Raw genomic sequence first — 19,770 nt, 5'->3', positions numbered from 1 at the left:
CGATGTTCGATCTGATCGTCAGAAATGCAAATCTCCCCGATGGCCGAACCGGCATCGATATCGGCATCCAGGGCGGCAAGATCATCGCTGTCGAGCCTAATCTCCAGGCGCAGGCGCAAGAAGAGATCGACGCGACCGGCCGGCTGGTCAGTCCGCCCTTTGTCGATCCGCATTTCCACATGGATGCCACCCTGTCGCTCGGTCTGCCGCGCATGAACGTGTCGGGCACGCTGCTCGAGGGCATTGCGCTCTGGGGAGAGTTGCGGCCGATCGTGACGAAGGAGGAACTGGTCGATCGTGCGCTGCGCTATTGCGACCTGGCGGTCACTCAAGGGCTGCTCTTCATTCGCAGCCATGTCGATACCAGCGATCCCAGACTGGTGACCGTCGAGGCGATGATCGAGGTTCGCGAGAAGGTCGCGCCCTATATCGATCTGCAGCTGGTCGCCTTTCCCCAGGATGGCTATTACCGCTCGCCGGGCGCGATCGATGCGCTCAACCGCGCCCTCGACATGGGCGTCGATATCGTCGGCGGCATTCCCCATTTCGAGCGGACGATGGGCGAAGGGACGGCGTCTGTCGAGGCGCTCTGCCGCATCGCCGCCGATCGCGGCCTGCCGGTCGATATGCATTGCGACGAAACCGACGATCCGCTCTCGCGCCATATCGAGACGCTGGCTGCGGAAACCATCCGCTTCGGCCTGCAGGGGCGCGTCGCCGGCTCGCATCTGACGTCGATGCATTCGATGGACAATTATTATGTTTCCAAGCTCATTCCGCTGATGGCAGAGGCCGGGATCAACGTCATCCCCAATCCGTTGATCAACATCATGCTGCAGGGCCGGCACGACACCTATCCGAAACGCCGCGGCATGACCCGCGTGCGGGAGCTGATGGATGCCGGGCTCAATGTTTCCTTCGGGCACGACTGCGTCATGGACCCCTGGTATTCGATGGGATCGGGCGACATGCTGGAGGTCGGCCATATGGCGATCCATGTCGCGCAGATGGCCGGCATCGACGACAAGAGGAAGATCTTTGACGCGCTGACCGTCAATTCGGCGAAGACGATGGGGCTTGCAGATTACGGCCTGGAAAAGGGATGCAGTGCCGACCTCGTCATTCTCCAGGCCAGCGACACGCTGGAAGCGCTGCGGCTGAAACCCAACCGCCTGGCAGTGATCCGCCGCGGCAAAGTCATCGCCCGCTCGGCGCCGCGCATCGGCGAACTTTTTCTGGACGGGCGCCCGGCACGGATCGACGGCGGCATGGATTACGTGCCTCGTTATTGAGATGTGGCGGTAGCTTCCGGAACAGCTATAGATCGGAGTCAAACAAAAGGAGCCGCGAAGCTGAGGCCTGTCAGACTGCTGACAAAGTCGGCCAACTTCTCTTCGTCATGCTCGGGCTTGTCCCGAGTATCTGCAGCCGGTCCAGCAGATCCTCGGCACAAGGCCGAGGATGACGTCGAGTAAATGGGGAGGTTCGTCAACAAATCGAGCAGTGGAAGCCGCGACCCTTTTCGATTCGCCCGGGCCTGGAGATTACTTCTTCGAAGCCTCATAAAGCGCCTTGGTTTCGGCGTTCATCGGGTAGAGGCCGGGCAACGGCGTGCCTTCATCGATCCTGGTCATGATCCAGGCTTCCACGCGCTCCTGTTCCGGCGCTTCGGCCAGCACCACTTCGAGCAGATCGGCCGGAATCAGCACCGCGCCGTCCTGGTCGACGACGATGATATCGTCAGGGAAAACAGCCACGCCGCCGCAGCCGATCGGTTGCTGCCAGGCGACGAAGGTGAGGCCGGCGACCGAGGGGGGTGCTGCGACGCCGCTGCACCAGACCGGCAGGTTGGCATCGAGCACGCCGGCAAGGTCGCGCACGACGCCGTCGGTGACGAGTGCGGCAACGCCTCTCTTCTGCATGCGGGCACAGAGGATATCGCCGAAGATGCCGGCATCGGTGACGCCCATCGCATCGACAACGGCAACACAGCCTTCTGGCATCGCCTCGATCGCGGCGCGGGTCGAGATCGGCGAAGCCCAGGAGGCCGGCGTCGCCAGATCCTCGCGGGCAGGCACGAAGCGCAGGGTGAAGGCCGGGCCGACGATGCGCGGCTGGCCGGGCTTCAGGGGAACGGCGCCGCGGATCCAGACGTTCCGCAGGCCCTTCTTCAGAAGAACGGTCGTCAGGGTCGCCGTCGAGACGGCCTTGAGGGTTGCTATCGCGTCAGCGCTGAGGGCCATCGGGTATCGGTTCCAATTCGGTTTCTGTTAGATGCTCTGGATCATGCCGCCATCGACGCGGATCACCGATCCGGTGAGATAGGAGGCAGGTTCGCTCGCCAGGAAGGTGACGACATTGCCATATTCTTCCGGCCGGCCATAGCGGCCGAGCGGAATGCTGCCGGTGCTCTCAGTGACGACGTCATCGATGGAGCGGTTTTCGCGTTTGGCCTTCTGCTCGTCGAGGAAGGTGATGCGGCCAGTGGCGATCCGGCCCGGCAGGACGATGTTGACGGTGATGCCGTCGCGCCCGACCTCGCGCGCCAGCGTTTTCGACCAGCCTACTAATGACAGGCGCAGCGCATTCGAGATGCCGAGATTGGGGATCGGTGCGACCACGCCCGACGAGGTCGAGGTGACGATGCGCCCCCATTTGCGCGCCCGCATCTGAGGCAGCACGCGATCGGTAATGGCGATGACGGAGAGGACCATGCTCTGGAAATATTGGTTCCAGACCGTCGGATCCTGGCCGGAGACGGTGGTCGGCGGTGGGCCGCCGGTATTGTTGACGAGGATGTCGACCGGTCCGAACTGCCGTTCGATTGCAGCGACATGCGCATCGATCGAACCGAGATCGGAAAGATCCCATTGCAGTGCCAGCGCCTTGCCGCCTTCGGATTCGATCGCAGCCGTGGTCTTCTCAGCGGCGGCGAGATCGATATCCGCCGTGGCAATTCTGGCGCCTTCGCGCGCAAGCTTGACGGCAATCGCGCTGCCCAGTCCGCCACCGGCGCCGAGCACCAGGGCCGTCTTGTCCTTCAGGCCGAAATCCATTCCATCCGTCTCCTCAATGATCGGCCATCTTTCGGAGCAACGGACTATAAATAAAATATGGCTTCTGCTTCGTTCAAGAGATAGAAAAACTATCGATGGATACGCGTTTTCTCGAAACCTTCATTGTCATTGCCGAGCGGCACTCGCTGGCGGAAGCCGCGCAGCGGCTGAACCTTACGCCTGCGGCCGTCGCCCAGCGCATCCGCGCATTGGAGGCCGAGCTCGGGGTGCGGCTGCTGGTGCGCTCCGGCCGCGTCATGCGGCCGACGGAGGCGGGTTTTGCCATTCTCGAACGCTGCAGGGATCTGGTGCGCGATACACGCGACCTGAAGGCGATGGCCGGTACCGCGACGATTTCAGGCGAGATGCGGATCGGGGCGATCAATACGGCGCTGACCGGTCTCGTTCCCGGCATTCTCCACCGCCTTGCGCAGGACTATCCGCTGATCGAAATCTTCCTCAAGCCGGGGGCGTCGATGGACCTCTATGCCGAGGTCCTGAACGGCGCGCTAGACGCCGCCTTCATCATCGAACCGCGATTTCCGATGCAGAAGACGTTGACCTTCAACAAGCTGCGCCAAGAACCCCTGGTGCTGATCGCTCCGCGGGACTGCGAGGGGGCAGATCCACTCGAACTGCTGCAGACTCTGCCGTTCATCCGCTACGACCGCAACCAGTGGGGTGGTCACATCGCCGATGAATATCTGCGCGAGATCGGCATCCACCCGGTCGAGCGTTATGAACTCGACGCGCTGGAAGCGATCGCGGTCATGGTAGACCGCGGTCTCGGAATCTCGATCGTGCCGGATTGGGCGCCGCCCTGGCCGGCGGGATTGGATATCGTCAAGCTGCCCCTGCCCCGCTCGTCCGCCGTTCGCACCGTCGGCATCGTGGTGACGCGATCCTCGCCGAGGACAAATCTCGTCGCCGCGCTTCTGGAAACCAGCCGCGCGGCGATGGGAGCCTGATCAATTTCAGGCGATCTTCTGACGGACCGGCAGTTTCCAGCCGGGCCGGACGAAGTGGCAGGTATAGCCGTTCGGAATCCGCTCCAGATAATCCTGGTGCTCGGGCTCGGCCTCCCAGAAATCGCTGACCGGCACGACTTCGGTGACGACCTTGCCGGGCCACAGGCCGGATGCATCGACATCAGCGATCGTATCCCTAGCGACGCGCTCCTGCTCAGGGGTGACGTAGAAGATCGCCGAGCGGTAGCTCAAGCCAACGTCGTTGCCCTGGCGATTGCGTGTACTCGGGTCGTGGATCTGGAAAAAGAATTCGAGAATTTCCCGATAGCTGATCCTTGCGGGGTCGAAGACGATCTCGATCGCCTCGGCATGGGTTCCATGGTTGCGGTAGGTGGCATTCGGCACATCGCCGCCGGAATAGCCGACGCGAGTCGAAATCACGCCCTTGTATCGGCGGATCAGGTCCTGCATGCCCCAGAAGCAACCACCGGCGAGGACTGCACGTTCTTCGGTCATTGGATATCTCCTTTTCCGCAAGAGATAGTGTCTCCTGCCGCCAATTTCCACACGGCGCAATCAGCACAGCTGTGCAATTTCCCTGCCGAGACGCCCGATCCTGTCATGTCGATGTTACGCGCCGGCGCTAGCAAGGCCTTGGACAATCCTGCGGAGGCTGAGCCTCGACACCTGATGGAGACGGGTTATGAATAGACGCGAATTTCTGATCACATCGTCGGCGGCAGCCGGTCTGCTGGCTCTTCCGCGTTTCGCATCGGCGGCAGTCGGCACGATCGATCTCTACAGCGGTTCGGATGCCAACATCGTCGACCTCTGGAACAACGTCATCCGTCCGGCCTTCGAAAAGGCACATCCGGGTGTTGCCCTGAAGGTGACCGATGCCGGCGACAATAACGGCTTGCGCGCCATCGCCGACCGTGCGCTCGCGGCGCTGAAGACGAAGACCGATCCGCAGGCCGACCTTTTCGAGCAGTTCGATCCGCGCCTGCCGTCCGGCGGCATCGATGCCGGGCTCTGGGTCAAGTTCTCCGCCGAGAACATCGAAGGCTACGACCATATCAACCCGCTTGCCTTCGATACCCCCTACTCGCTGCCCTATCGCGGTTCGCAGGTCCTTCTCGCCTACGACACGACCAAGCTCGATCCGAAGGATGCGCCGAAGAGCTGGGATCAGCTCACCGCCTGGATCAAGGCCAATCCGGGCCAGTTCATCTACAACCGTCCTGACAAGGGCGGTTCGGGTGGCAATTTCGTCCGTCGCGCGATCCATGAGGCCAATGGCCGCGATCCGAAGAAGTTCAAGATCGACAATTTCAGCGCAGACTTCGCCACAGAGGCGCTGACGCCGGCCTGGAAGATTCTCAACGACCTCGCCCCTGCACTTTATGACAAGGGCGCCTATACGGCCGGCAACACCCAATCGATCCAGCTCCTCGCCCAGGGCGTTGTCACCATGGTGCCGGTCTGGTCGGACCAGGTGTTGCAGGCGATCTCCCAGGGTGTGCTTCCTGATACGACCGGCCTCGTGCAGCTTACCGATCTTGCCCTTTGCGGCGGCTTCTCCAGCATCACCGTGTTCTCGAACGGCGCCAACAAGGATGCGGCGCTCAAGCTTGCCGCATTCATGCTGACGAAGGAAATGCAGGAAGCGATCATCACGGAGATCGGTGGTTTCCCCGCCATCTCCTGGGATCACATCTCCGACGATCTCCGCAAGAAATATGCCGACGTCATTCCGTCGACCATCCCGACCTTCCCGGGCGGCGATTGGGAAAAGGCGATCGCCGACGGCTGGTACCGCAACGTCGCTCCGGGCATCAGCCGCACCTGATGTCCGCTGATACTGCGACTGCGGTTCTGCGCCGTCCCCGATCCATCAACAGGGGGAGCTCGATCGGGCTCCTCCTCGTTGCCTTGCCGGTCCTCCTGCTCGCATGGCTGATCGTCTTTCCGATCTTTTCGGCGGTCGTCGGCACGATCTTCGTTCGAGGTCCTGACGGTGCGACGGAATTTTCGCTTGCCTCCTATCGCTTCTTCTTCACCGACGGCTACAGCCTCGGCAATCTGTGGCTGACGCTCTGGACCACCGCCGTCTGCGGTATTCTGCTTCTGGCGATCGGCCTTCCGATCGCGCTATACCTCCGGTTCTCGCAGGGGCGACTTGCCGCCTATGTGCAGGCTCTTGCGATCTTCCCGATGTTCGTGCCGTCGATCATTCTCGCCTATGCGCTGATCAGGACGATCGGGCCGAACGGCACCGTCGACCTGCTGCTGAACGCCGTCAGCCTGCCCAAGCTGCGCACGCCCTATCTGACGCCGTGGGGACCGGTCATCGGTCTCGTCTGGGACAATCTTCCCCTGACGGTGCTGATGCTGACGGCGGGGCTTTCCTCCGTTTCGAACAGTGCGATCGAGGCCGCTCGCGATGTCGGCGCAGGACCGCTCCGGGTGTTCATCTCGATCATCCTGCCGCGCATGGGCAATTCCCTGCTGGTGACCGCGTCCTTCGCCGTGCTCGGCATCTTCTCCGCCTTCACCCTGCCCTATGTGCTCGGCTCCGCATCGCCGGAGATGATGGGGCCGTTCATGCAGCGCACCTTCGCCGACATGAATGACCCGCTGAACGCCATGACCCAAGCCGTCATCACCTTCGGCTTCTGCCTGGTCTTCGGCATCTTCTATATCAGGTCGATCGCCCGCAACCGCGAGGCCCAGCCATGAGTGCCGGTAGATCGGGCACGGATCTCCGCTTCGACTGGATCGGCATGCTCTTCGCGTGCTTGCTGACGCTGTTTATCGCGCTGCCGCTGATCGTCGTCGGAACATGGGCTTTCACCGAGGTCTGGCGTTATCCATCGGTGATCCCGCAGCAATTCGGCCTGCGTTTCTGGGGCCAGACGCTGGCGCGTCCGGATGTCTGGGAAGCTCTCTTCCTCAGCCTGCGGCTGACGACGACGGTGACCATCCTTTCCGCCGTGATTTGCCTTCCCGCGGCTTACGCCTTCGCGCGCATGCGCTTTCCCGGCAGGAACATCCTGTTCCTGTCGTTCCTCGCATCGCATGCCTTTCCGAAATTCGGCCTGCTCGTCGCGATTGCCGGCATCTTCCTGCAGCTCGGCCTGATCAGCACTTTCTGGGGCGTCGTGCTGATCCAGCTGGTCGGCACGCTGATGTTGATGATCTGGATTCCGGTCGCAGCCTTCCAGAATGTCGACCGGCGCATGGAAGAGGCGGCGCGCGATGCCGGTGCCACGCCGCTGCGCGTCTTCTGGGCGATCACTCTGCCGCAGGCCGGACCCACAATCGCCGCCGCACTGCTTTTGACCTTCGTCGGCACCTTCTACGAAACCGAAGGCGCCTGGCTGATCGGCGCGCCTCAGGTCCGCACCATGCCGGTGCTGATGATCAGCTTCATCAACAACCAGATCGTCGTGCAATACGGCGCCGTACTGTCAGTCATGCTGTGGGTACCGTCCTTCATCGCGCTGATGTTTGCCCGCCGCGTGATTGGCACCGGCGCTTTCGCACGAGGCTTCGGCGCATGAGGTCAATTCAGGGAAGGGTTTGAGAATGGCACATCTGGCGATCGAGGGCGTTTCGAAGCTGTTCGGGACCAGCTTTGCCGTTCGCGACTTCTCGCTCGAGGTGGGAGATGGCGAGCTCGTCTGCCTGCTCGGCCCATCCGGTTCCGGCAAGTCGACGCTTCTCAGGATGATCGGCGGCTTCGAGCGCCCGAGCGGTGGAACGATCCGCATCGATGCGAAGGATGTGACGACGCTGCCGCCCGAGCGGCGCCCGACCGGCATGGTGTTCCAGAGCCATGCGCTCTGGACACACATGGACGTCTTCAACAACATCGCCTTCGGCCTGAAGCTCCGCCGGCTGCCGAAAGCGGAGATCCGCCAGCGTGTCGAGGATGCTTTGGCCCTGGTCGGTCTCGCCGATTACGGACGGCGGATGACGACTCAGCTCTCCGGCGGTCAGCAGCAGCGCGTCGCGCTTGCCCGCTCGCTGGTGCTCGAGCCGAAGATCCTTCTGCTCGATGAGCCCTTCGCTAGCCTTGACCAGCATCTGCGCGAAAGGTTGAGGGAGGAAGTGCGCGATATCCAGCAGCGCCTCGGCATCACCACGCTCTTCGTCACCCATGGCCAGGACGAGGCCTTAGCGCTCGCCGACCGCATCGTCGTCATGCGCGACGGACGCACCGAACAGATCGCGCCGCCAAGCACCATCTACCGGCAGCCGCAGACGGCCTTCGTCGCCGGTTTCATCGGCTCGATGAATTTCGTCCAGAGCCGCGTTAGAAACGGTGTCTGCGAGCATCCGCTTTTCTCGCTTGCAATCCCCGTCGAGGACGGACCGGTGACGCTGGCCGCCCGGCCAGAAGCGCTGACGATCCGTCCCTCGGATCGGGCGGATGCCGCGACAGTCCATCGCGCCGTCGATTTCGGCACCCACAAGATGGTCGATATCGATCTTGCCGGCGGCAGCCGTCTGAAGGCGATGGTGGCGCCGGACGATCGCATCCGGGCCGGGATGAGGGTCGAGCCGAGTTTCGCCGGCTTTTTCGTCTTCCGCGACAACGAGCTCGTCCATCAGTCGATGCCGGCAAAGGGCGACGTTGAGATCGAAGAGCTGCTGCGGGTTTAACCGGGAGGAATGCGCCCGTTTACGCCTTGCTTTGGAAGCCTTCGAGCAGCCAGGGATGCAGCGCCTTGCTGGCGGCAAGGATATCGCTCTTTCCGACAACCTTAGCGCCGGAAAAACGGGTGACGATGCCGCCCGCCTCTTCGACCAGCAGCGCTGAGGCGCCGAAATCATGGATCGCGAGTCCGTCCTCGAAGAATCCGTCCAGCCGGCCGCAGGCGACATAGGCAATCGACAGTGCCGCCGAGCCGAGACGGCGCACACCCGCCGTATTCGCCATCAGCCGTTTGATGGCTTCGAAATAGGTTTCTTCCGCAACCGCCTTGACTTGGCCGGGGATCGGCAGGCCGGCGCCGACGAGCACATTCTCGATGTCGCCGACATTGGCGCAGTGGATGCGTTCGCCGTTGAGATAAGCGCCGCCGCCGATTTCGGCGCTGAAGAGCTCGTCCAGCATGGCGTCATAGACGACGCCCATGACGAGCCTGCCGCTTTCGACGATCGAGATCGTCATGCCGAAATGCGGAATGCCCCAGGCGTAATTGGTCGTGCCATCGATCGGGTCGATGTAGATAACAGGCGTTTCCGGACCCGCCGTGCGGTTGCCGACGGCTTCCTCACCCTGGATGGCATAGTCCGGGAAGGCCTTCGTCATCTCGTCGACGATGATCCGCTCGACGGCGACATCGATTTCGGTCTGATAATCGCGCGGCGCCTTGGCGAGCATTTCTGCCGACGTTCGTCGCCGCAGCGAGCCACGGGCGGTTTCGCCCGCCTTCAATACCGTTTCGGCAAGCACGACAAGGCGGGACGATGCGGTCGGGGAAAGACGCGCGGAAATCGGGGAGGATGTCATGAGAAAAGTCCGGATGCTGCTGATATGACGGAGTGAATCGCGAAGAGCCCATCCCTTCGCAGGGGCTGATGATGGTTTTATGAAGCGCTCGTCACACCGTGCCGGTTATCTCAGGATCGCTTCAAGCTCGGAAGTGGTCGGAAACGCCTTTCTTGTTCCATGTCTTGAGACGGTGATGGCTGCGGCTGCAACTGCGTGTTCGATGGCTAGCCGGTCCGGCCGCTGTCCGCGCAGCGCGCAGGACGCCAGTGCTGCGGCCATGAAGGTATCGCCTGCGCCCGTTGTATCGACCACATCGCAGACCTGGGCGGGCACTTCGATGCTGGCGTGCCGATTCACAAGCGTCGCGCCGTCGCCGCCCAGCGTCAGGACAACGTCTCGCAGGCCCCGGCTTAGCAGAAATTCGGCAGCATCCCTGCCCGTCGTTCCCGTCAGCGTCTGCGCCTCGCCCTTGTTGAGGAAGGCGATGTCGATCAACCCCCAAAGATCAGAGAAATAGGAGCGCACCGGCGAGGGATTGAAGGCGGTGACCATGCCGATCGCTTTTGCATGCTCCAGGATATCGCGGGTCGTCTGGTCGGACAGATTGCCCTGCAGCATCATGAGATCGCCGGGGCCGGCCGTCGAGAGGATCCGCCTGACATCGGACAGCGACAGGCTCTGCGCCGATTCGGTCGTCGTGACGATGGCATTTTCGCCGCCCGGCAGCCGGAAGACGATCGAGACATCGCTCGATGCATTTTCCATTTCGATCAGTTCGCTCCGAAGCGGTTCGTCCGCGAGGTAATGGCGTATGGTGTCGGCCCTCGCATCCCTGCCGACGGGCGCCACCAGCGTTGTTGGAACGCCGCAGCGGGCCATGACGACCGCCTGGTTCGTGCCCTTGCCACCGAGATCGCTGCCACCGGCGTTGCCGAGGATGGAAGCACCGATAACGGGAAGTTCGGAGACGGCGATGGTTTCGTCGATGGCGACGTTACCGACTATGTAGGCGCGCATGCATCCGCTTTCGCAAGGTGAAGCTAGAGATAAGGCGCATCGTGAAAATCGATCTCGAGCTGCATCGCCCGGCCGAAGATCGCGCTGAGCCGCGCTTTTTCATCCTCTTCCAGCGTTTCTCCTGCCATGTCGAGTTCATTCTTCAGCCAATGTGCCTGGGCGGCGAAACTCGGATCGACATGCAGGTCGACCCATTCCTTCAGCAGCGGATCGCTGATCGGGCGGCTGGCTGCTTGCCTACACCAGGTCCAATACATCCACTCGGCCGCAAACATCGCCGCGACCGTGTCGAGGAAGCCACCTTGGCGGGCGATCTCCAACATGCCGGCGCGAAAGCCCTCGACCTCGGCGATGCCGGTGTCGAAGCACAAGGGATCGATGCCGCGGCTGGCGAAGGTGCGCTCGAAATAGGCGATCTGCTCGTTGGCAAGCGCGTCGAGAACCGCGATCAGCCAGCGCTTCTGCGGCATCGTCTTGGCGGTCGCCGCCGCATAGGCAAAGATCGAGATGGCGCTGTCGACGAAGGCGCCTTCATAGACGAGATAGCGCTCGAAAGCCTCCTTGCTCAGCCTGTCGTTCTTGACGTCCTCGACGAAGCGGTGGCTCAGCATCGCGCCAAAGACAGCGTCATTCTCGCGCAGGATGCGGCCCGAAAGGCTCTCTGCCGCCATGCTCAGCCCTCCAGTCCCGGTTCGGCCGCCGCCCGGAAGGCGCGCACGCGCTCGATATCGACCGGGTTCCACCAGACGCCGCCTTGCTTCAATGAAGACGCAACGATGACGCCATTGGTGCGGCTCAGAATATCGACGATGTTGTCCTTGTTGACGCCGGAGCCGACGAGCAGCGGCAGGTGCGTCGCCGCACCGATTTCCTCGATCTCCTCCATCGTTGCTGAATTGCCGGTCCGCTGGCCGGTGGCGATGACGCCATCGGCATCGAAGAAGGCAAGGTCGCGCGTCAGCTCCTGGATCGAGCGGTCGGCGACGATGGCGTGGCTGCCATGCTTGACGTGGCTGTCGGCAAAGACCTTGATGTGCTCGGCCCTCAGCAGCGAGCGGTAGCGCATGGCTTCGGCGGCCCTGCCCTCCATGAAACCTTCATTGGCGACATAGGCATTGGCCCACTGATTGACGCGGATGAATTTGGCCCCGCCTGCCATGGCGATGGCGAAGGCCGGGATCGGCGCATTGGCCAGCACGTTGACGCCAAGCGGAATGCCGGCCGCGCGCGCGATCCGGTCGGTGACGACAGACATGAAGCCTGTCGTCTCGGGGCCGATATCCTCGGGCTTCGAAAACGGCACATCGCCGTGATTTTCGATGATCAGCCCGTGCAGGCCGCCTTCCACGCAGGCTTCGGCGTCGCGCATGCACGCGTCGTAAATCGCATCCATCGCACCCCCCCGGTAGCGCGGCGCCCCCGGAAAGGCCGGGCAATGGATCATGCCGATCAGAACCTTGTCCCTGCCGAAGATATCCCTGATGGCGTTGGACGGCCTGTCCGAAATTTCCTGCATGTCCTTCCCTTTCCAATTCCTGCGGCGCGCTGAAATCATGCCTGCTTTTCGGTGAGCCAGCCGAGGATATTCTTCCAGAGCCGGCCGTAGCCTTCCCATTCGCAGAAAGCGGGCGAGAGCCAGTGCGGGCCGATATCCGACGTCCAGGCCGCCGTCCGCCCAGTGCCATGCGTGCCGACGACGAGCAGCGGATGGCCACCCTGCTCCTCGGGCAGGCGGGCGACGATCTCGACATCGGCACGGTCGCGCACTTCGACCTCGTTGACGCCGAGAAGCACCGGCCAGGCGCCGTCAAGACCCCGCATCGTCGGATGCTCCGGCTTCACCACCTCGGCAACGGTTCCCTCGGGAATTTCGACGCGGTCGTCATAGGGCAGGCACGTGACGGGCAGCGTGTCTTCGACTGGGGTGCGCCGCCAGCGCGCCTTGCCGTCGATGCCCTGGAAGGAGAAATAGCCGCCGACCATCAGCAGGCCGCCGCCCTTCTCCACCCATGCCTTCAGAAGCTTCAGCCGGTTCGGCACGGTGCGCGAATGCAGCCACACATCCGGCGGCAGCAGCAGCGAGTTGGCGCCGATATCGGAGAGAATGATGGCGTCATAGGCGTCGAGCCCGGCCATATCGAAGGGGAATTTCTCCACTGCCTCATGCGCCGGCATATAGGTGAGCTCTAAGGCGCTGCCGGCGAGCGCCTTCACCAGCGGTTCGGCGCCGAGATGGAAGGTGACGCTGCCGAACTGGTCGAAGCCTTTGTAATGCGTGGCCGAGCTGACCCAGCTCTCACCGACAAGGAGGATTTTTTTTGTCATGGTCTGCCGTACCTGTGATCGATTGAATGGATGGAGCTACGCTCCGGCATGAAAGACGCGGCGCGGATTGCTGCGCATCATCTCGTCGAGAACCGTCCTGTCGAGCCCGTGCCGCTGAAGACGGGGAAGGAAGTGGCGAAGGATATAGGCGTAGCCGTTGCCGCCGTAATGCGTCAGCATCATCTTCAGAAAGACGTCATGAGACAGAAGAATCCGGTCGAGATAACCGGCCTCGACGAGACGAACGATCGCGCGCGCCGCCTCCTCATCGCTCGGGCACTGCACCTGCTGATCGGCATAGAAGAAATCCATGCCGATCATGTCGTATTCAATGAAGGCGCCACGCTCCGCCAGCTCGCTCTGATAGGCGATGTCGTCATGCGACGGGTTCATGTGACAAAGCACGGTGTGGCGGAGATTCGCCCCCTCTTCAGCGACCACGTCGAGCACGCGGTGGCCGAGGCGGAACCAACCTGGCAGATGCACCATCAAGGGAAGCCCGGTCAGCACTTGCGCCCGGGCAGCGCCGCGCAGCGATTTTTCTTCCTCGGCGGTGAAATCCGAGGAGACGCCGATCTCGCCGATCAGGCCGATCCTGACGCCGGTGCCGTCGACGCCTTCCCTCGCCTCGCGGACAATTTCCCGTGCGATGTCATCGACGCTCATTGCCGCGACGCCTTCCGGATGCGAGGAGCCGAGGTAATAACCCGCCCCCATTACGATGTTGAGACCGGATGCTTTCGAGATGCGCTGCAGCGCCAGGGGATCACGGCCGATGCCCTTGCAGGTCGGCTCCACCACGGTGCGGCCGCCTTCTGCTGCGAAATCCTTGAGTTCGGCGATTGCGAGATGTTCGTCGTCGAGCGTGATATTGTGCTTGTTGACGAAGGGATCCTGCCTGAGTTCCCCGAGGATCTCCATGCAGACGAAGCTTTCGGCGAGATATTGCCGTTCCGGCGTCTTCGGCGCGTGCCACCAGCAGCGGCAGTCATTGAGGATATGCTCGTGCATCAGCGTCACGCCGAGTGCATCCGCCGAAACGGGGCCCGTAACGGTCATCACCTTGCCGGAGTGGACATGCGCTTCGGACAGGCTATCTGCTGTCTGCTCGCTCATCGCTTCATCCTTTCCTGCCCAGCCGGAAATGGAAATTGGCCGTGAAGATGCGCGTGTTCAGCCAGATGGCGACGAGGATGATGGCGCCGGTGACGATCTGGGTGAAGAACGGCGATATGTGCATCAGGATCAGGCCGTTGCCGATGACGGCGATGGTCAGCGTGCCGAGCACGGTGCCGAGAATGGTGCCGCGTCCGCCCATCAGCGACGTTCCGCCGAGCACGACGGCGGCGATCACCTGCAGTTCGAAGCCGACGGCGGCATTGGACGAGCCGGAGCCGAGACGAGCGGCAATCAGCAGGCCGGCGACGGCGCAGGCGACGCCGGAGATGATATAGACCGAGGCGATGATCCATTTGGCGGGCATGCCGACACGCCGCGCCGCCTCTGCATTGGAGCCGACCGCCACGACCTGCCTGCCATATTTGGTCGCGGTGATGACGACGTAACCGAGAACGGCGATGATGACGGCGATGATCGCCGGGATGGGGAAGCTCAGGATTTCGCCCCGGCCGAGCGCGAAGAAGCCCGGTGCATCCTTGATCGGGATGGAATAGCCCTGGGTCAGATAGAGTGCCAGGCCGCGCAGGATCGACAGGCCGGCAAGTGTCACGATGAAGGCGGGAATGCCCTGATAGGCGGTGAACCAGCCCTGGACCAGCCCCATGAAGCCGCCGAGCACGAGCATGCCGATGACCACCGACGGCCAGGGAACACCCATTGCAATGATGATCGCCGCGACCGCATTGACGAGCGCGACCTGCGAGCCGACCGAAAGATCGATGCCGCCGGTGATGATGACGAAGGTCATGGCGATGGCAACGATCAGGATGGGAGCGGCCTGCCGCACGATGTTCAGGACGTTGCCGAGCGTGAAGAAGGTTTCGCTGCCGATGGAGAAGAAGATCATGCAGGCCAGGAAGAAGATGGCGATCGACAGGACTTGTGCGTGTTCGCCGAGGAAATCGGCGACGCGCGAGCCGTGGCCGCGTTCCGTATAAGCCGTCATTGTCTGGCTCCTTCACCGACGATCAGCCTGACGAGGTCTTCGAGGTTTGTGCTGCCGATCTGCCGTTCGGCCACCTTCGTGCCCTCATACATCACCGCGATACGGTCGCAGACTCGGAAGAGGTCCTGCAGCCGGTGGGTAATGAGGATCACCGAGACCCCGTTCGCCTTGACGCGATTGATCAGGGCCAGAACCGCTTCGACCTCGGCGACGGCAAGTGCTGATGTCGGCTCGTCCATGATCAGCACCTTCGGCTTGAAGGAGGCGGCGCGCGCAATGGCGATCGCCTGGCGCTGCCCGCCGGAGAGCTGGGCGACCTTGCTGGTCAGTCTCGGAATGCGGATCTCAAGCGAATCCAGCATCTTGCGCGCTTCCGACAGCATCGTCCTGGTGTCGAGAAACGGCCCGCGGCTGAGCTCGCGGCCGAGGAAGAGATTGCCGACGACATCGATATGATCGCAGAGGCTGAGATCCTGGAACACCATTTCGATGTTGCGCCCACGCGCATCCGCGGGGCCGGAGAAACGGACCTCCTCACCTTCCATGGTGATCGTGCCGGCATCGGGAATGTAGGTTCCCGAGATGATCTTCGTCAGCGTCGATTTGCCGGCGGCGTTGTCGCCGACGAGGCCCAGGCATTCGCCGGGGAAGATGTCGAGATCGACGCCGCGCAGGGCCTGGTGCGAGCCGAACGACTTGCGGATACCGCGCAGCGAGATGCGCGGGTCGGATCGGGTGCCGCCGGATGTGCCGGTTCCGGAGGGTGCGATCCCTCCGGAACCGGTGGCAGCGATGTCACGCTGTCCGCTTTCGATCATTTGAAGACAGCCCGGTATGGCTCGACATTCTCCTTGGTGACGATGGTGATCGGCACCGAGATCGTCTTGGTAACGGCTTCGCCGGCCGAGGCCTTGACGAGCGCGTCGACGGCGGCACCGCCCATTGCGGCCGGATCCTGCTGGACCACGGCGACGACGAAGCCGGCATCGATGCCGGCAATGGCTTCGGCAGTCAGATCCCAGCCGAACACCTTGATCTTGTCCTGCTTGCCCTGGCTCTGGACGGCAGCGATCGCCCCCATCAGGGCCGGCTCGCCGGTGGCGTAGATCGCGGTCAGATCAGGATTGGCGGTGATCAGGTTTTCAGCCGCCGCAAGCGCGTTGTCCTGGATGTTCTGTCCGTCGACGACGCCGGCCATTTCAATGCCGTCGACACCTTTCAGGGTCTTTTCAAAGCCCTCCTGGCGGATGTTCTGGATGAACGAGTTCAGCGCGCCGACAACGCCGAGCTTGGCTTTGCCGCCCATGTTCGCCTTGACGTAGTCGACGAAGTATTTGCCCATGTCGGCGCCGGCCGCGGCATTGTCCACGCCGATCTGTGCCTTCTGCGGACCATCCGGCAGAATGGCGTCGATGGCGACGACCGGAATGCCGGCATCGGCCGCCTGCTTGACCGCCGGCATGATGCCGTTGACATCGATCGCCACGACGGCAAGGCCGGAGACCTTTTCCTGGACGTAGGTTTCGATCGCGCTGTTTTGCGCGGTCGTCTCGTTGTTGGCGTTGAAGATCACCAGCTTGACGCCGGCGGCATCGGCTGCCTTCTGCGCGCCCTCATTCATCTGATTGAAGAAAAGCGCCTGCTGGTTGATCTGCACCAGTGCGATGGTCTTCTTTTCCTGTGCCGCAGCACTGGACAGGCCGATGAAGGTCAATGCCGTAAAGCCGGCGGCTGCGATCATCGTTCGTCTTGTCAAATTCAGTGTCATGTTCTCATCCTCTTTTGGTTTTTTGACGTTGCTGATTATTATTTCGCAGGCGGCGCAACGGAGTTCCGCACCACGATTTCGACGGGCAGGAGTTCTTCCGAGGCGGATGGTTTCCACTCGTGCCAATTGGTTTCCAGAAGCAGCTCCAGCGACCGCCTTCCGATCTGGCGCACCGGCTGGCGGATGGCCGTCAGCGGCGGCGCAAAGAGATGAAGCGGACCGACATCGTCGAAGCCGATGACCGAGATGTCGCCTGGGATCGAGATGCCTCGGCTTCTGAAGACCTCGACCAGCCCGATGGCGATCTCGTCGGAGCTGGCAAAGATCGCCGTCGCCTTTCGGTCTCCGGAGAGATAGTCGAGTGCCGCCGCACGGCCGTATTCGATCGTATATTCGCCGGCATAACGATCGGCCCGGGCCCCGTCGCCATGCTGTTCCCTGAGCGCCTTCAGCAGGCCATCATAACGCCTGCGGGCGCTGATCATGCGCTCGTCGCCGCCGATGAAGAGGACATGGCGATGGCCTTGTTCGGCCAGATGCTGGCCGGCGAGATAACCGCCCTGCTCATTGTCGCAGAACAGCTTCGGCGCCTTCGAATCGGGAATGTCCTCGTCGACGATGATGACCTTGCCGCTGCCGTTGATCAGCGCGGCAAGCGCGCCGTCGTCGGGATGGTTGGTGACGAAAATCAGGCCGTCGACGTGATTGCGCTCGATCAGCTGCAGATATTCGATTTCGCGCCCCGGCCGGTTGAGCGTCGCGTGCAATGAGACGGCGAGCTTCTTTTCATCGGCCGCCTGCTCCACGGCGGCGACAAGGGTCGCGAAGAAGGGATTGGCGATATCGGGCACGACGAGGCCGATCGTGTCCGAGCGCCCCCTGCTTAACCGGCGCGCATGCGGGTTCGGCCGGTAGTTCAGTGTCTTGATCGCATCCTCGATGCGCTTCTTGGTCTGAAAGGGAAGATCGAGGCTGCCGTTGACGAAACGCGACACGGTCGTGACCGAGACGCTGGCCGCGGCGGCAACATCCTTCAGACTTGGCGTCGTTCCCCTGGACATCGATTGGACCTATTGTAAAGCGGTTTAGTAAAGCGCTTTACAAGACAATATCGATTGCTCGCCGTTGTCAACAGCGATGAACGCACAGGATCTGTTTTTCTTGCCCGCCGATCGAAGCTCGACCGGCGGGCCGTCAGCCGATCGTCGGGTCGAGCTTGTCGCGCAGCCAGTCGCCGGTGATGCTGATCGACAGCGTCGTCAGCATGATGACGAAGGACGGAGCCAGCATGATCCAGGGCGCGCGGGTCAGATATTCGCGTCCGTAGCCGACCATGTTACCGAGGCTGGTCATCGGCGGCTGCACGCCAAGGCCGAGGAAGGAAAGGCTGCTTTCCATCAGGATGATCTCAGGAAAGGTCAGGGTCATCGAGACGATCAGCGTCGAGGCGATGTTCGGCAGGATATGCTTGAGATAGACATGGGCCGGCTTGGCGCCGAGTTGCGTGACGGCGGCGGCGTAACCCTGGCCACTGGCGGCGATGGCAAGGCCGCGGGCGATGCGCGCATAGCGTTCCCAGCCGTAGAAGCCCATCAGGCAGATAAGCAGCGGCAGTGAACTGCCGAAGAAGGCGAGCACGGCAAGTGCCATGATGAGGAAGGGCATGGCCGCCTGGAAATCGGCAAGCATGACGACGAGCTGCTCGACGACGCCACGGAAATAAGCCGCGAGAAAGCCGAGCGTCGTGCCGACGAAGGCTGAGATCAGCGTTGCCCCGAAGGCGATCAGCAGCGAGATGCGGATCGACACGATGAGGCGGGAGAGAACATCGCGGCCGAGTTCGTCGGTTCCGAGCCAATGCGCGGCATTGCCGGGCAATGACAGGCGGCTCTTCAGGTCGAAGGCGGTGATATTGTAGGGCCGGATCCAGTCGGCCGTAAGCGCGATCAGGATCACGACGGCGATCCAGGCAAAACCGATCATTACGAAAACGGGCACACCGCGCTTCTTCGTTGCGCGCACTTCGTGGATGACGGTCGCCGGTAGAGCAGAGATATTTGTCATGGCTCCGCTCCTTAATGCCTTGCCTGGTTGCTGCGCAGACGCGGGTCGAGATAGCCGTAAAGGATATCGACGATGAAATTCGAAAACACCATGGTCGCGGCCACCAGCAACAGAATGCACTGGACGACGGCGAGATCGCGGTTTGAGACGGCGACGACGAGAAGCCGGCCGACGCCTGGCCAGGAGAACAGCGATTCCACCACGACGGCGCCGGCGATCAGCGTGCCGACCATGAAGCCGGCGATCGTCACGATCGGGATCGCCGCATTCGGCAGCGCATGGCGCCAGACGACGTTTCGCCAGGCAGTGCCTTTGGCGCTGGCGGTGCGGATATAGGGCTGGCCAAGCACCTCGATCATCGCGCTTCGGGCAAAGCGGGCAAGAATGCCGGCACCGCCGATGCTCATGGTGATGATCGGCAAAATGGCATGCATCCAGCTGTCCTGGCCGCCTGATGGCAGCAGGCCGAGCGTGACGGAGAAGATCAGCACCAGCACGAGGCCGAGCACGAAGCTCGGCATGGTGAAGCCGACCACCGCGCTCGCCATAACGGCGCGGTCGGTCGAGCTGTCGCGATGGAGGGCAGCGTAGACGCCAGCCGGAATGCCGATCACCAGCTTAAGGATGAGGGCCGGGATCGTCAGCTCCAGCGTTGCCGGAATGCGGTCGAGCACGAGCTGGATTGCCGATTGGCCGTCGCGCATCGAGATACCGAGATCACCGCGGGCGATCGCGCCGAAATAGCGCAGATACTGCACCCAGATCGGCTGATCGAGACCCCAGGCGGCACGGAAGGCGCGGATTGCCTCCGGCGGCGCTTCCGGCCCCATGATCGTCAGGGCCGGGTCGCCGGAAAGGCGAAGGACGACGAAGGCGAAGGTGACCACCAGCACGATGGTCATCAGCGCGCGGAACGCCCTTATCAGGAAGAAACGGATCATGGC

General features: G+C 62.4%; 21 protein-coding genes. 6 read left to right on the top strand and 15 right to left on the bottom strand.

The features are described from left to right. Positions 1–2 precede the first annotated feature (2 nt). Positions 3–1,292, top strand: coding sequence for an amidohydrolase family protein (locus tag OIU37_RS33330; RefSeq protein ID WP_264259955.1), 1,290 nt, complete (start codon positions 3–5; stop codon positions 1,290–1,292). 252 nt (positions 1,293–1,544) lie between these two features. On the opposite strand, the gene OIU37_RS33325 is transcribed toward OIU37_RS33330, so the two are convergent. Beyond that, positions 1,545–2,243, bottom strand: a complete 699-nt coding sequence (locus OIU37_RS33325; RefSeq protein ID WP_264259954.1) for a ribonuclease activity regulator RraA — start codon at positions 2,241–2,243, stop codon at positions 1,545–1,547. Positions 2,244–2,270: 27 nt separating this feature from the next. Continuing rightward, positions 2,271–3,056, bottom strand: coding sequence for an SDR family oxidoreductase (locus tag OIU37_RS33320; RefSeq protein ID WP_264259953.1), 786 nt, complete (start codon positions 3,054–3,056; stop codon positions 2,271–2,273). A gap of 95 nt (positions 3,057–3,151) precedes the next feature. On the opposite strand from OIU37_RS33320, the gene OIU37_RS33315 reads away from it, so the two are divergent. Next, on the top strand, positions 3,152–4,024 hold the full coding sequence (locus OIU37_RS33315; RefSeq protein WP_264259952.1) for a LysR family transcriptional regulator: 873 nt from the start codon (positions 3,152–3,154) through the stop codon (positions 4,022–4,024). A 6-nt stretch (positions 4,025–4,030) separates the two neighbouring features. Here OIU37_RS33315 and msrA read toward each other — a convergent pair whose 3' ends face one another. Continuing rightward, the gene (msrA, locus tag OIU37_RS33310; protein ID WP_029875362.1) at positions 4,031–4,540 is read right to left on the bottom strand and encodes a peptide-methionine (S)-S-oxide reductase MsrA; all 510 of its coding nucleotides are present in this window, start codon (positions 4,538–4,540) and stop codon (positions 4,031–4,033) included. A gap of 187 nt (positions 4,541–4,727) precedes the next feature. Between msrA and OIU37_RS33305 the strand changes: the two genes are divergently transcribed. From OIU37_RS33305 to OIU37_RS33290, 4 genes are read left to right on the top strand one after another with little or no spacing between them, the layout of a single operon-like run. Further along, complete coding sequence (locus OIU37_RS33305) at positions 4,728–5,873, top strand: extracellular solute-binding protein (RefSeq protein WP_264259951.1); 1,146 nt, start codon at positions 4,728–4,730, stop codon at positions 5,871–5,873. Continuing rightward, complete coding sequence (locus OIU37_RS33300; RefSeq protein WP_264259950.1) at positions 5,873–6,763, top strand: ABC transporter permease; 891 nt, start codon at positions 5,873–5,875, stop codon at positions 6,761–6,763. The genes OIU37_RS33305 and OIU37_RS33300 overlap by 1 nt, the downstream gene beginning before the upstream one ends. Next, positions 6,760–7,587 (top strand): ABC transporter permease, encoded by an 828-nt coding sequence (locus tag OIU37_RS33295; RefSeq protein ID WP_264259949.1) that lies wholly within the window; start codon positions 6,760–6,762, stop codon positions 7,585–7,587. The genes OIU37_RS33300 and OIU37_RS33295 overlap by 4 nt, the downstream gene beginning before the upstream one ends. 25 nt (positions 7,588–7,612) lie before the next feature. Further along, the gene (locus OIU37_RS33290) at positions 7,613–8,692 is read left to right on the top strand and encodes an ABC transporter ATP-binding protein (RefSeq protein WP_264259948.1); all 1,080 of its coding nucleotides are present in this window, start codon (positions 7,613–7,615) and stop codon (positions 8,690–8,692) included. A gap of 19 nt (positions 8,693–8,711) precedes the next feature. On the opposite strand, the gene OIU37_RS33285 is transcribed toward OIU37_RS33290, so the two are convergent. The 12 genes from OIU37_RS33285 to OIU37_RS33230 form a co-directional block, all read right to left on the bottom strand. Next, positions 8,712–9,545, bottom strand: coding sequence for an inositol monophosphatase family protein (locus OIU37_RS33285; RefSeq protein ID WP_264259947.1), 834 nt, complete (start codon positions 9,543–9,545; stop codon positions 8,712–8,714). Positions 9,546–9,650: 105 nt separating this feature from the next. Beyond that, entirely contained in the window at positions 9,651–10,544 is an 894-nt protein-coding gene (locus OIU37_RS33280) for a ribokinase (protein WP_264259946.1), read from the bottom strand. Positions 10,545–10,567: 23 nt separating this feature from the next. Next, complete coding sequence (locus OIU37_RS33275) at positions 10,568–11,215, bottom strand: TenA family protein (protein ID WP_264259945.1); 648 nt, start codon at positions 11,213–11,215, stop codon at positions 10,568–10,570. A 2-nt stretch (positions 11,216–11,217) separates the two neighbouring features. Next, complete coding sequence (locus OIU37_RS33270; protein WP_264259944.1) at positions 11,218–12,060, bottom strand: BtpA/SgcQ family protein; 843 nt, start codon at positions 12,058–12,060, stop codon at positions 11,218–11,220. A gap of 35 nt (positions 12,061–12,095) precedes the next feature. Then, positions 12,096–12,869 carry a glutamine amidotransferase gene (locus OIU37_RS33265; protein ID WP_264259943.1) on the bottom strand — a complete coding sequence of 258 codons (774 nt, stop codon included), beginning with the start codon at positions 12,867–12,869 and terminating at the stop codon, positions 12,096–12,098. Positions 12,870–12,905: 36 nt separating this feature from the next. After that, positions 12,906–13,985 carry a phosphotriesterase gene (locus OIU37_RS33260; RefSeq protein WP_264259942.1) on the bottom strand — a complete coding sequence of 360 codons (1,080 nt, stop codon included), beginning with the start codon at positions 13,983–13,985 and terminating at the stop codon, positions 12,906–12,908. Positions 13,986–13,989: 4 nt separating this feature from the next. Then, positions 13,990–14,994 (bottom strand): ABC transporter permease, encoded by a 1,005-nt coding sequence (locus OIU37_RS33255; RefSeq protein WP_264259941.1) that lies wholly within the window; start codon positions 14,992–14,994, stop codon positions 13,990–13,992. After that, positions 14,991–15,812 (bottom strand): ATP-binding cassette domain-containing protein, encoded by an 822-nt coding sequence (locus OIU37_RS33250; RefSeq protein ID WP_264259940.1) that lies wholly within the window; start codon positions 15,810–15,812, stop codon positions 14,991–14,993. The genes OIU37_RS33255 and OIU37_RS33250 overlap by 4 nt, the downstream gene beginning before the upstream one ends. After that, on the bottom strand, positions 15,809–16,762 hold the full coding sequence (locus OIU37_RS33245; RefSeq protein ID WP_171605235.1) for a substrate-binding domain-containing protein: 954 nt from the start codon (positions 16,760–16,762) through the stop codon (positions 15,809–15,811). The genes OIU37_RS33250 and OIU37_RS33245 overlap by 4 nt, the downstream gene beginning before the upstream one ends. 38 nt (positions 16,763–16,800) lie before the next feature. Continuing rightward, positions 16,801–17,823: a LacI family DNA-binding transcriptional regulator gene (locus OIU37_RS33240; protein WP_264259939.1), complete on the bottom strand. Its 1,023-nt coding sequence runs from the start codon at positions 17,821–17,823 to the stop codon at positions 16,801–16,803. 133 nt (positions 17,824–17,956) lie between these two features. Further along, positions 17,957–18,745, bottom strand: coding sequence for an ABC transporter permease (locus OIU37_RS33235; RefSeq protein ID WP_372353398.1), 789 nt, complete (start codon positions 18,743–18,745; stop codon positions 17,957–17,959). Between the two features lie 92 nt (positions 18,746–18,837). Beyond that, positions 18,838–19,767, bottom strand: a complete 930-nt coding sequence (locus tag OIU37_RS33230; protein ID WP_264259937.1) for an ABC transporter permease — start codon at positions 19,765–19,767, stop codon at positions 18,838–18,840. Positions 19,768–19,770: the final 3 nt, after the last annotated feature.

The sequence above is a fragment of the Rhizobium sp. BT-226 genome, assembly GCF_025847085.2.
In the GTDB taxonomy this organism is placed as follows: Bacteria; Pseudomonadota; Alphaproteobacteria; order Rhizobiales; family Rhizobiaceae; genus Rhizobium; species Rhizobium sophorae.
The sequence above is the reverse complement of the archived record's forward strand: the minus strand, read 5'-3'. Positions and strand labels throughout refer to the sequence as shown.

Bases quoted from the DNA above. Each gene is read 5' to 3' on its own strand.
- OIU37_RS33330 (WP_264259955.1), top strand. From the start codon at position 3: ATGTTCGATCTGATCGTCAGAAATGCAAATCTCCCCGATGGCCGAACC.
- OIU37_RS33325 (WP_264259954.1), bottom strand. From the start codon at position 2,243: ATGGCCCTCAGCGCTGACGCGATAGCAACCCTCAAGGCCGTCTCGACG.
- OIU37_RS33320 (WP_264259953.1), bottom strand. From the start codon at position 3,056: ATGGATTTCGGCCTGAAGGACAAGACGGCCCTGGTGCTCGGCGCCGGT.
- OIU37_RS33315 (WP_264259952.1), top strand. From the start codon at position 3,152: ATGGATACGCGTTTTCTCGAAACCTTCATTGTCATTGCCGAGCGGCAC.
- msrA (WP_029875362.1), bottom strand. From the start codon at position 4,540: ATGACCGAAGAACGTGCAGTCCTCGCCGGTGGTTGCTTCTGGGGCATG.
- OIU37_RS33305 (WP_264259951.1), top strand. From the start codon at position 4,728: ATGAATAGACGCGAATTTCTGATCACATCGTCGGCGGCAGCCGGTCTG.
- OIU37_RS33300 (WP_264259950.1), top strand. From the start codon at position 5,873: ATGTCCGCTGATACTGCGACTGCGGTTCTGCGCCGTCCCCGATCCATC.
- OIU37_RS33295 (WP_264259949.1), top strand. From the start codon at position 6,760: ATGAGTGCCGGTAGATCGGGCACGGATCTCCGCTTCGACTGGATCGGC.
- OIU37_RS33290 (WP_264259948.1), top strand. From the start codon at position 7,613: ATGGCACATCTGGCGATCGAGGGCGTTTCGAAGCTGTTCGGGACCAGC.
- OIU37_RS33285 (WP_264259947.1), bottom strand. From the start codon at position 9,545: ATGACATCCTCCCCGATTTCCGCGCGTCTTTCCCCGACCGCATCGTCC.
- OIU37_RS33280 (WP_264259946.1), bottom strand. From the start codon at position 10,544: ATGCGCGCCTACATAGTCGGTAACGTCGCCATCGACGAAACCATCGCC.
- OIU37_RS33275 (WP_264259945.1), bottom strand. From the start codon at position 11,215: ATGGCGGCAGAGAGCCTTTCGGGCCGCATCCTGCGCGAGAATGACGCT.
- OIU37_RS33270 (WP_264259944.1), bottom strand. From the start codon at position 12,060: ATGCAGGAAATTTCGGACAGGCCGTCCAACGCCATCAGGGATATCTTC.
- OIU37_RS33265 (WP_264259943.1), bottom strand. From the start codon at position 12,869: ATGACAAAAAAAATCCTCCTTGTCGGTGAGAGCTGGGTCAGCTCGGCC.
- OIU37_RS33260 (WP_264259942.1), bottom strand. From the start codon at position 13,985: ATGAGCGAGCAGACAGCAGATAGCCTGTCCGAAGCGCATGTCCACTCC.
- OIU37_RS33255 (WP_264259941.1), bottom strand. From the start codon at position 14,994: ATGACGGCTTATACGGAACGCGGCCACGGCTCGCGCGTCGCCGATTTC.
- OIU37_RS33250 (WP_264259940.1), bottom strand. From the start codon at position 15,812: ATGATCGAAAGCGGACAGCGTGACATCGCTGCCACCGGTTCCGGAGGG.
- OIU37_RS33245 (WP_171605235.1), bottom strand. From the start codon at position 16,762: ATGACACTGAATTTGACAAGACGAACGATGATCGCAGCCGCCGGCTTT.
- OIU37_RS33240 (WP_264259939.1), bottom strand. From the start codon at position 17,823: ATGTCCAGGGGAACGACGCCAAGTCTGAAGGATGTTGCCGCCGCGGCC.
- OIU37_RS33235 (WP_372353398.1), bottom strand. From the start codon at position 18,745: ATGATCGGTTTTGCCTGGATCGCCGTCGTGATCCTGATCGCGCTTACG.
- OIU37_RS33230 (WP_264259937.1), bottom strand. From the start codon at position 19,767: ATGATCCGTTTCTTCCTGATAAGGGCGTTCCGCGCGCTGATGACCATC.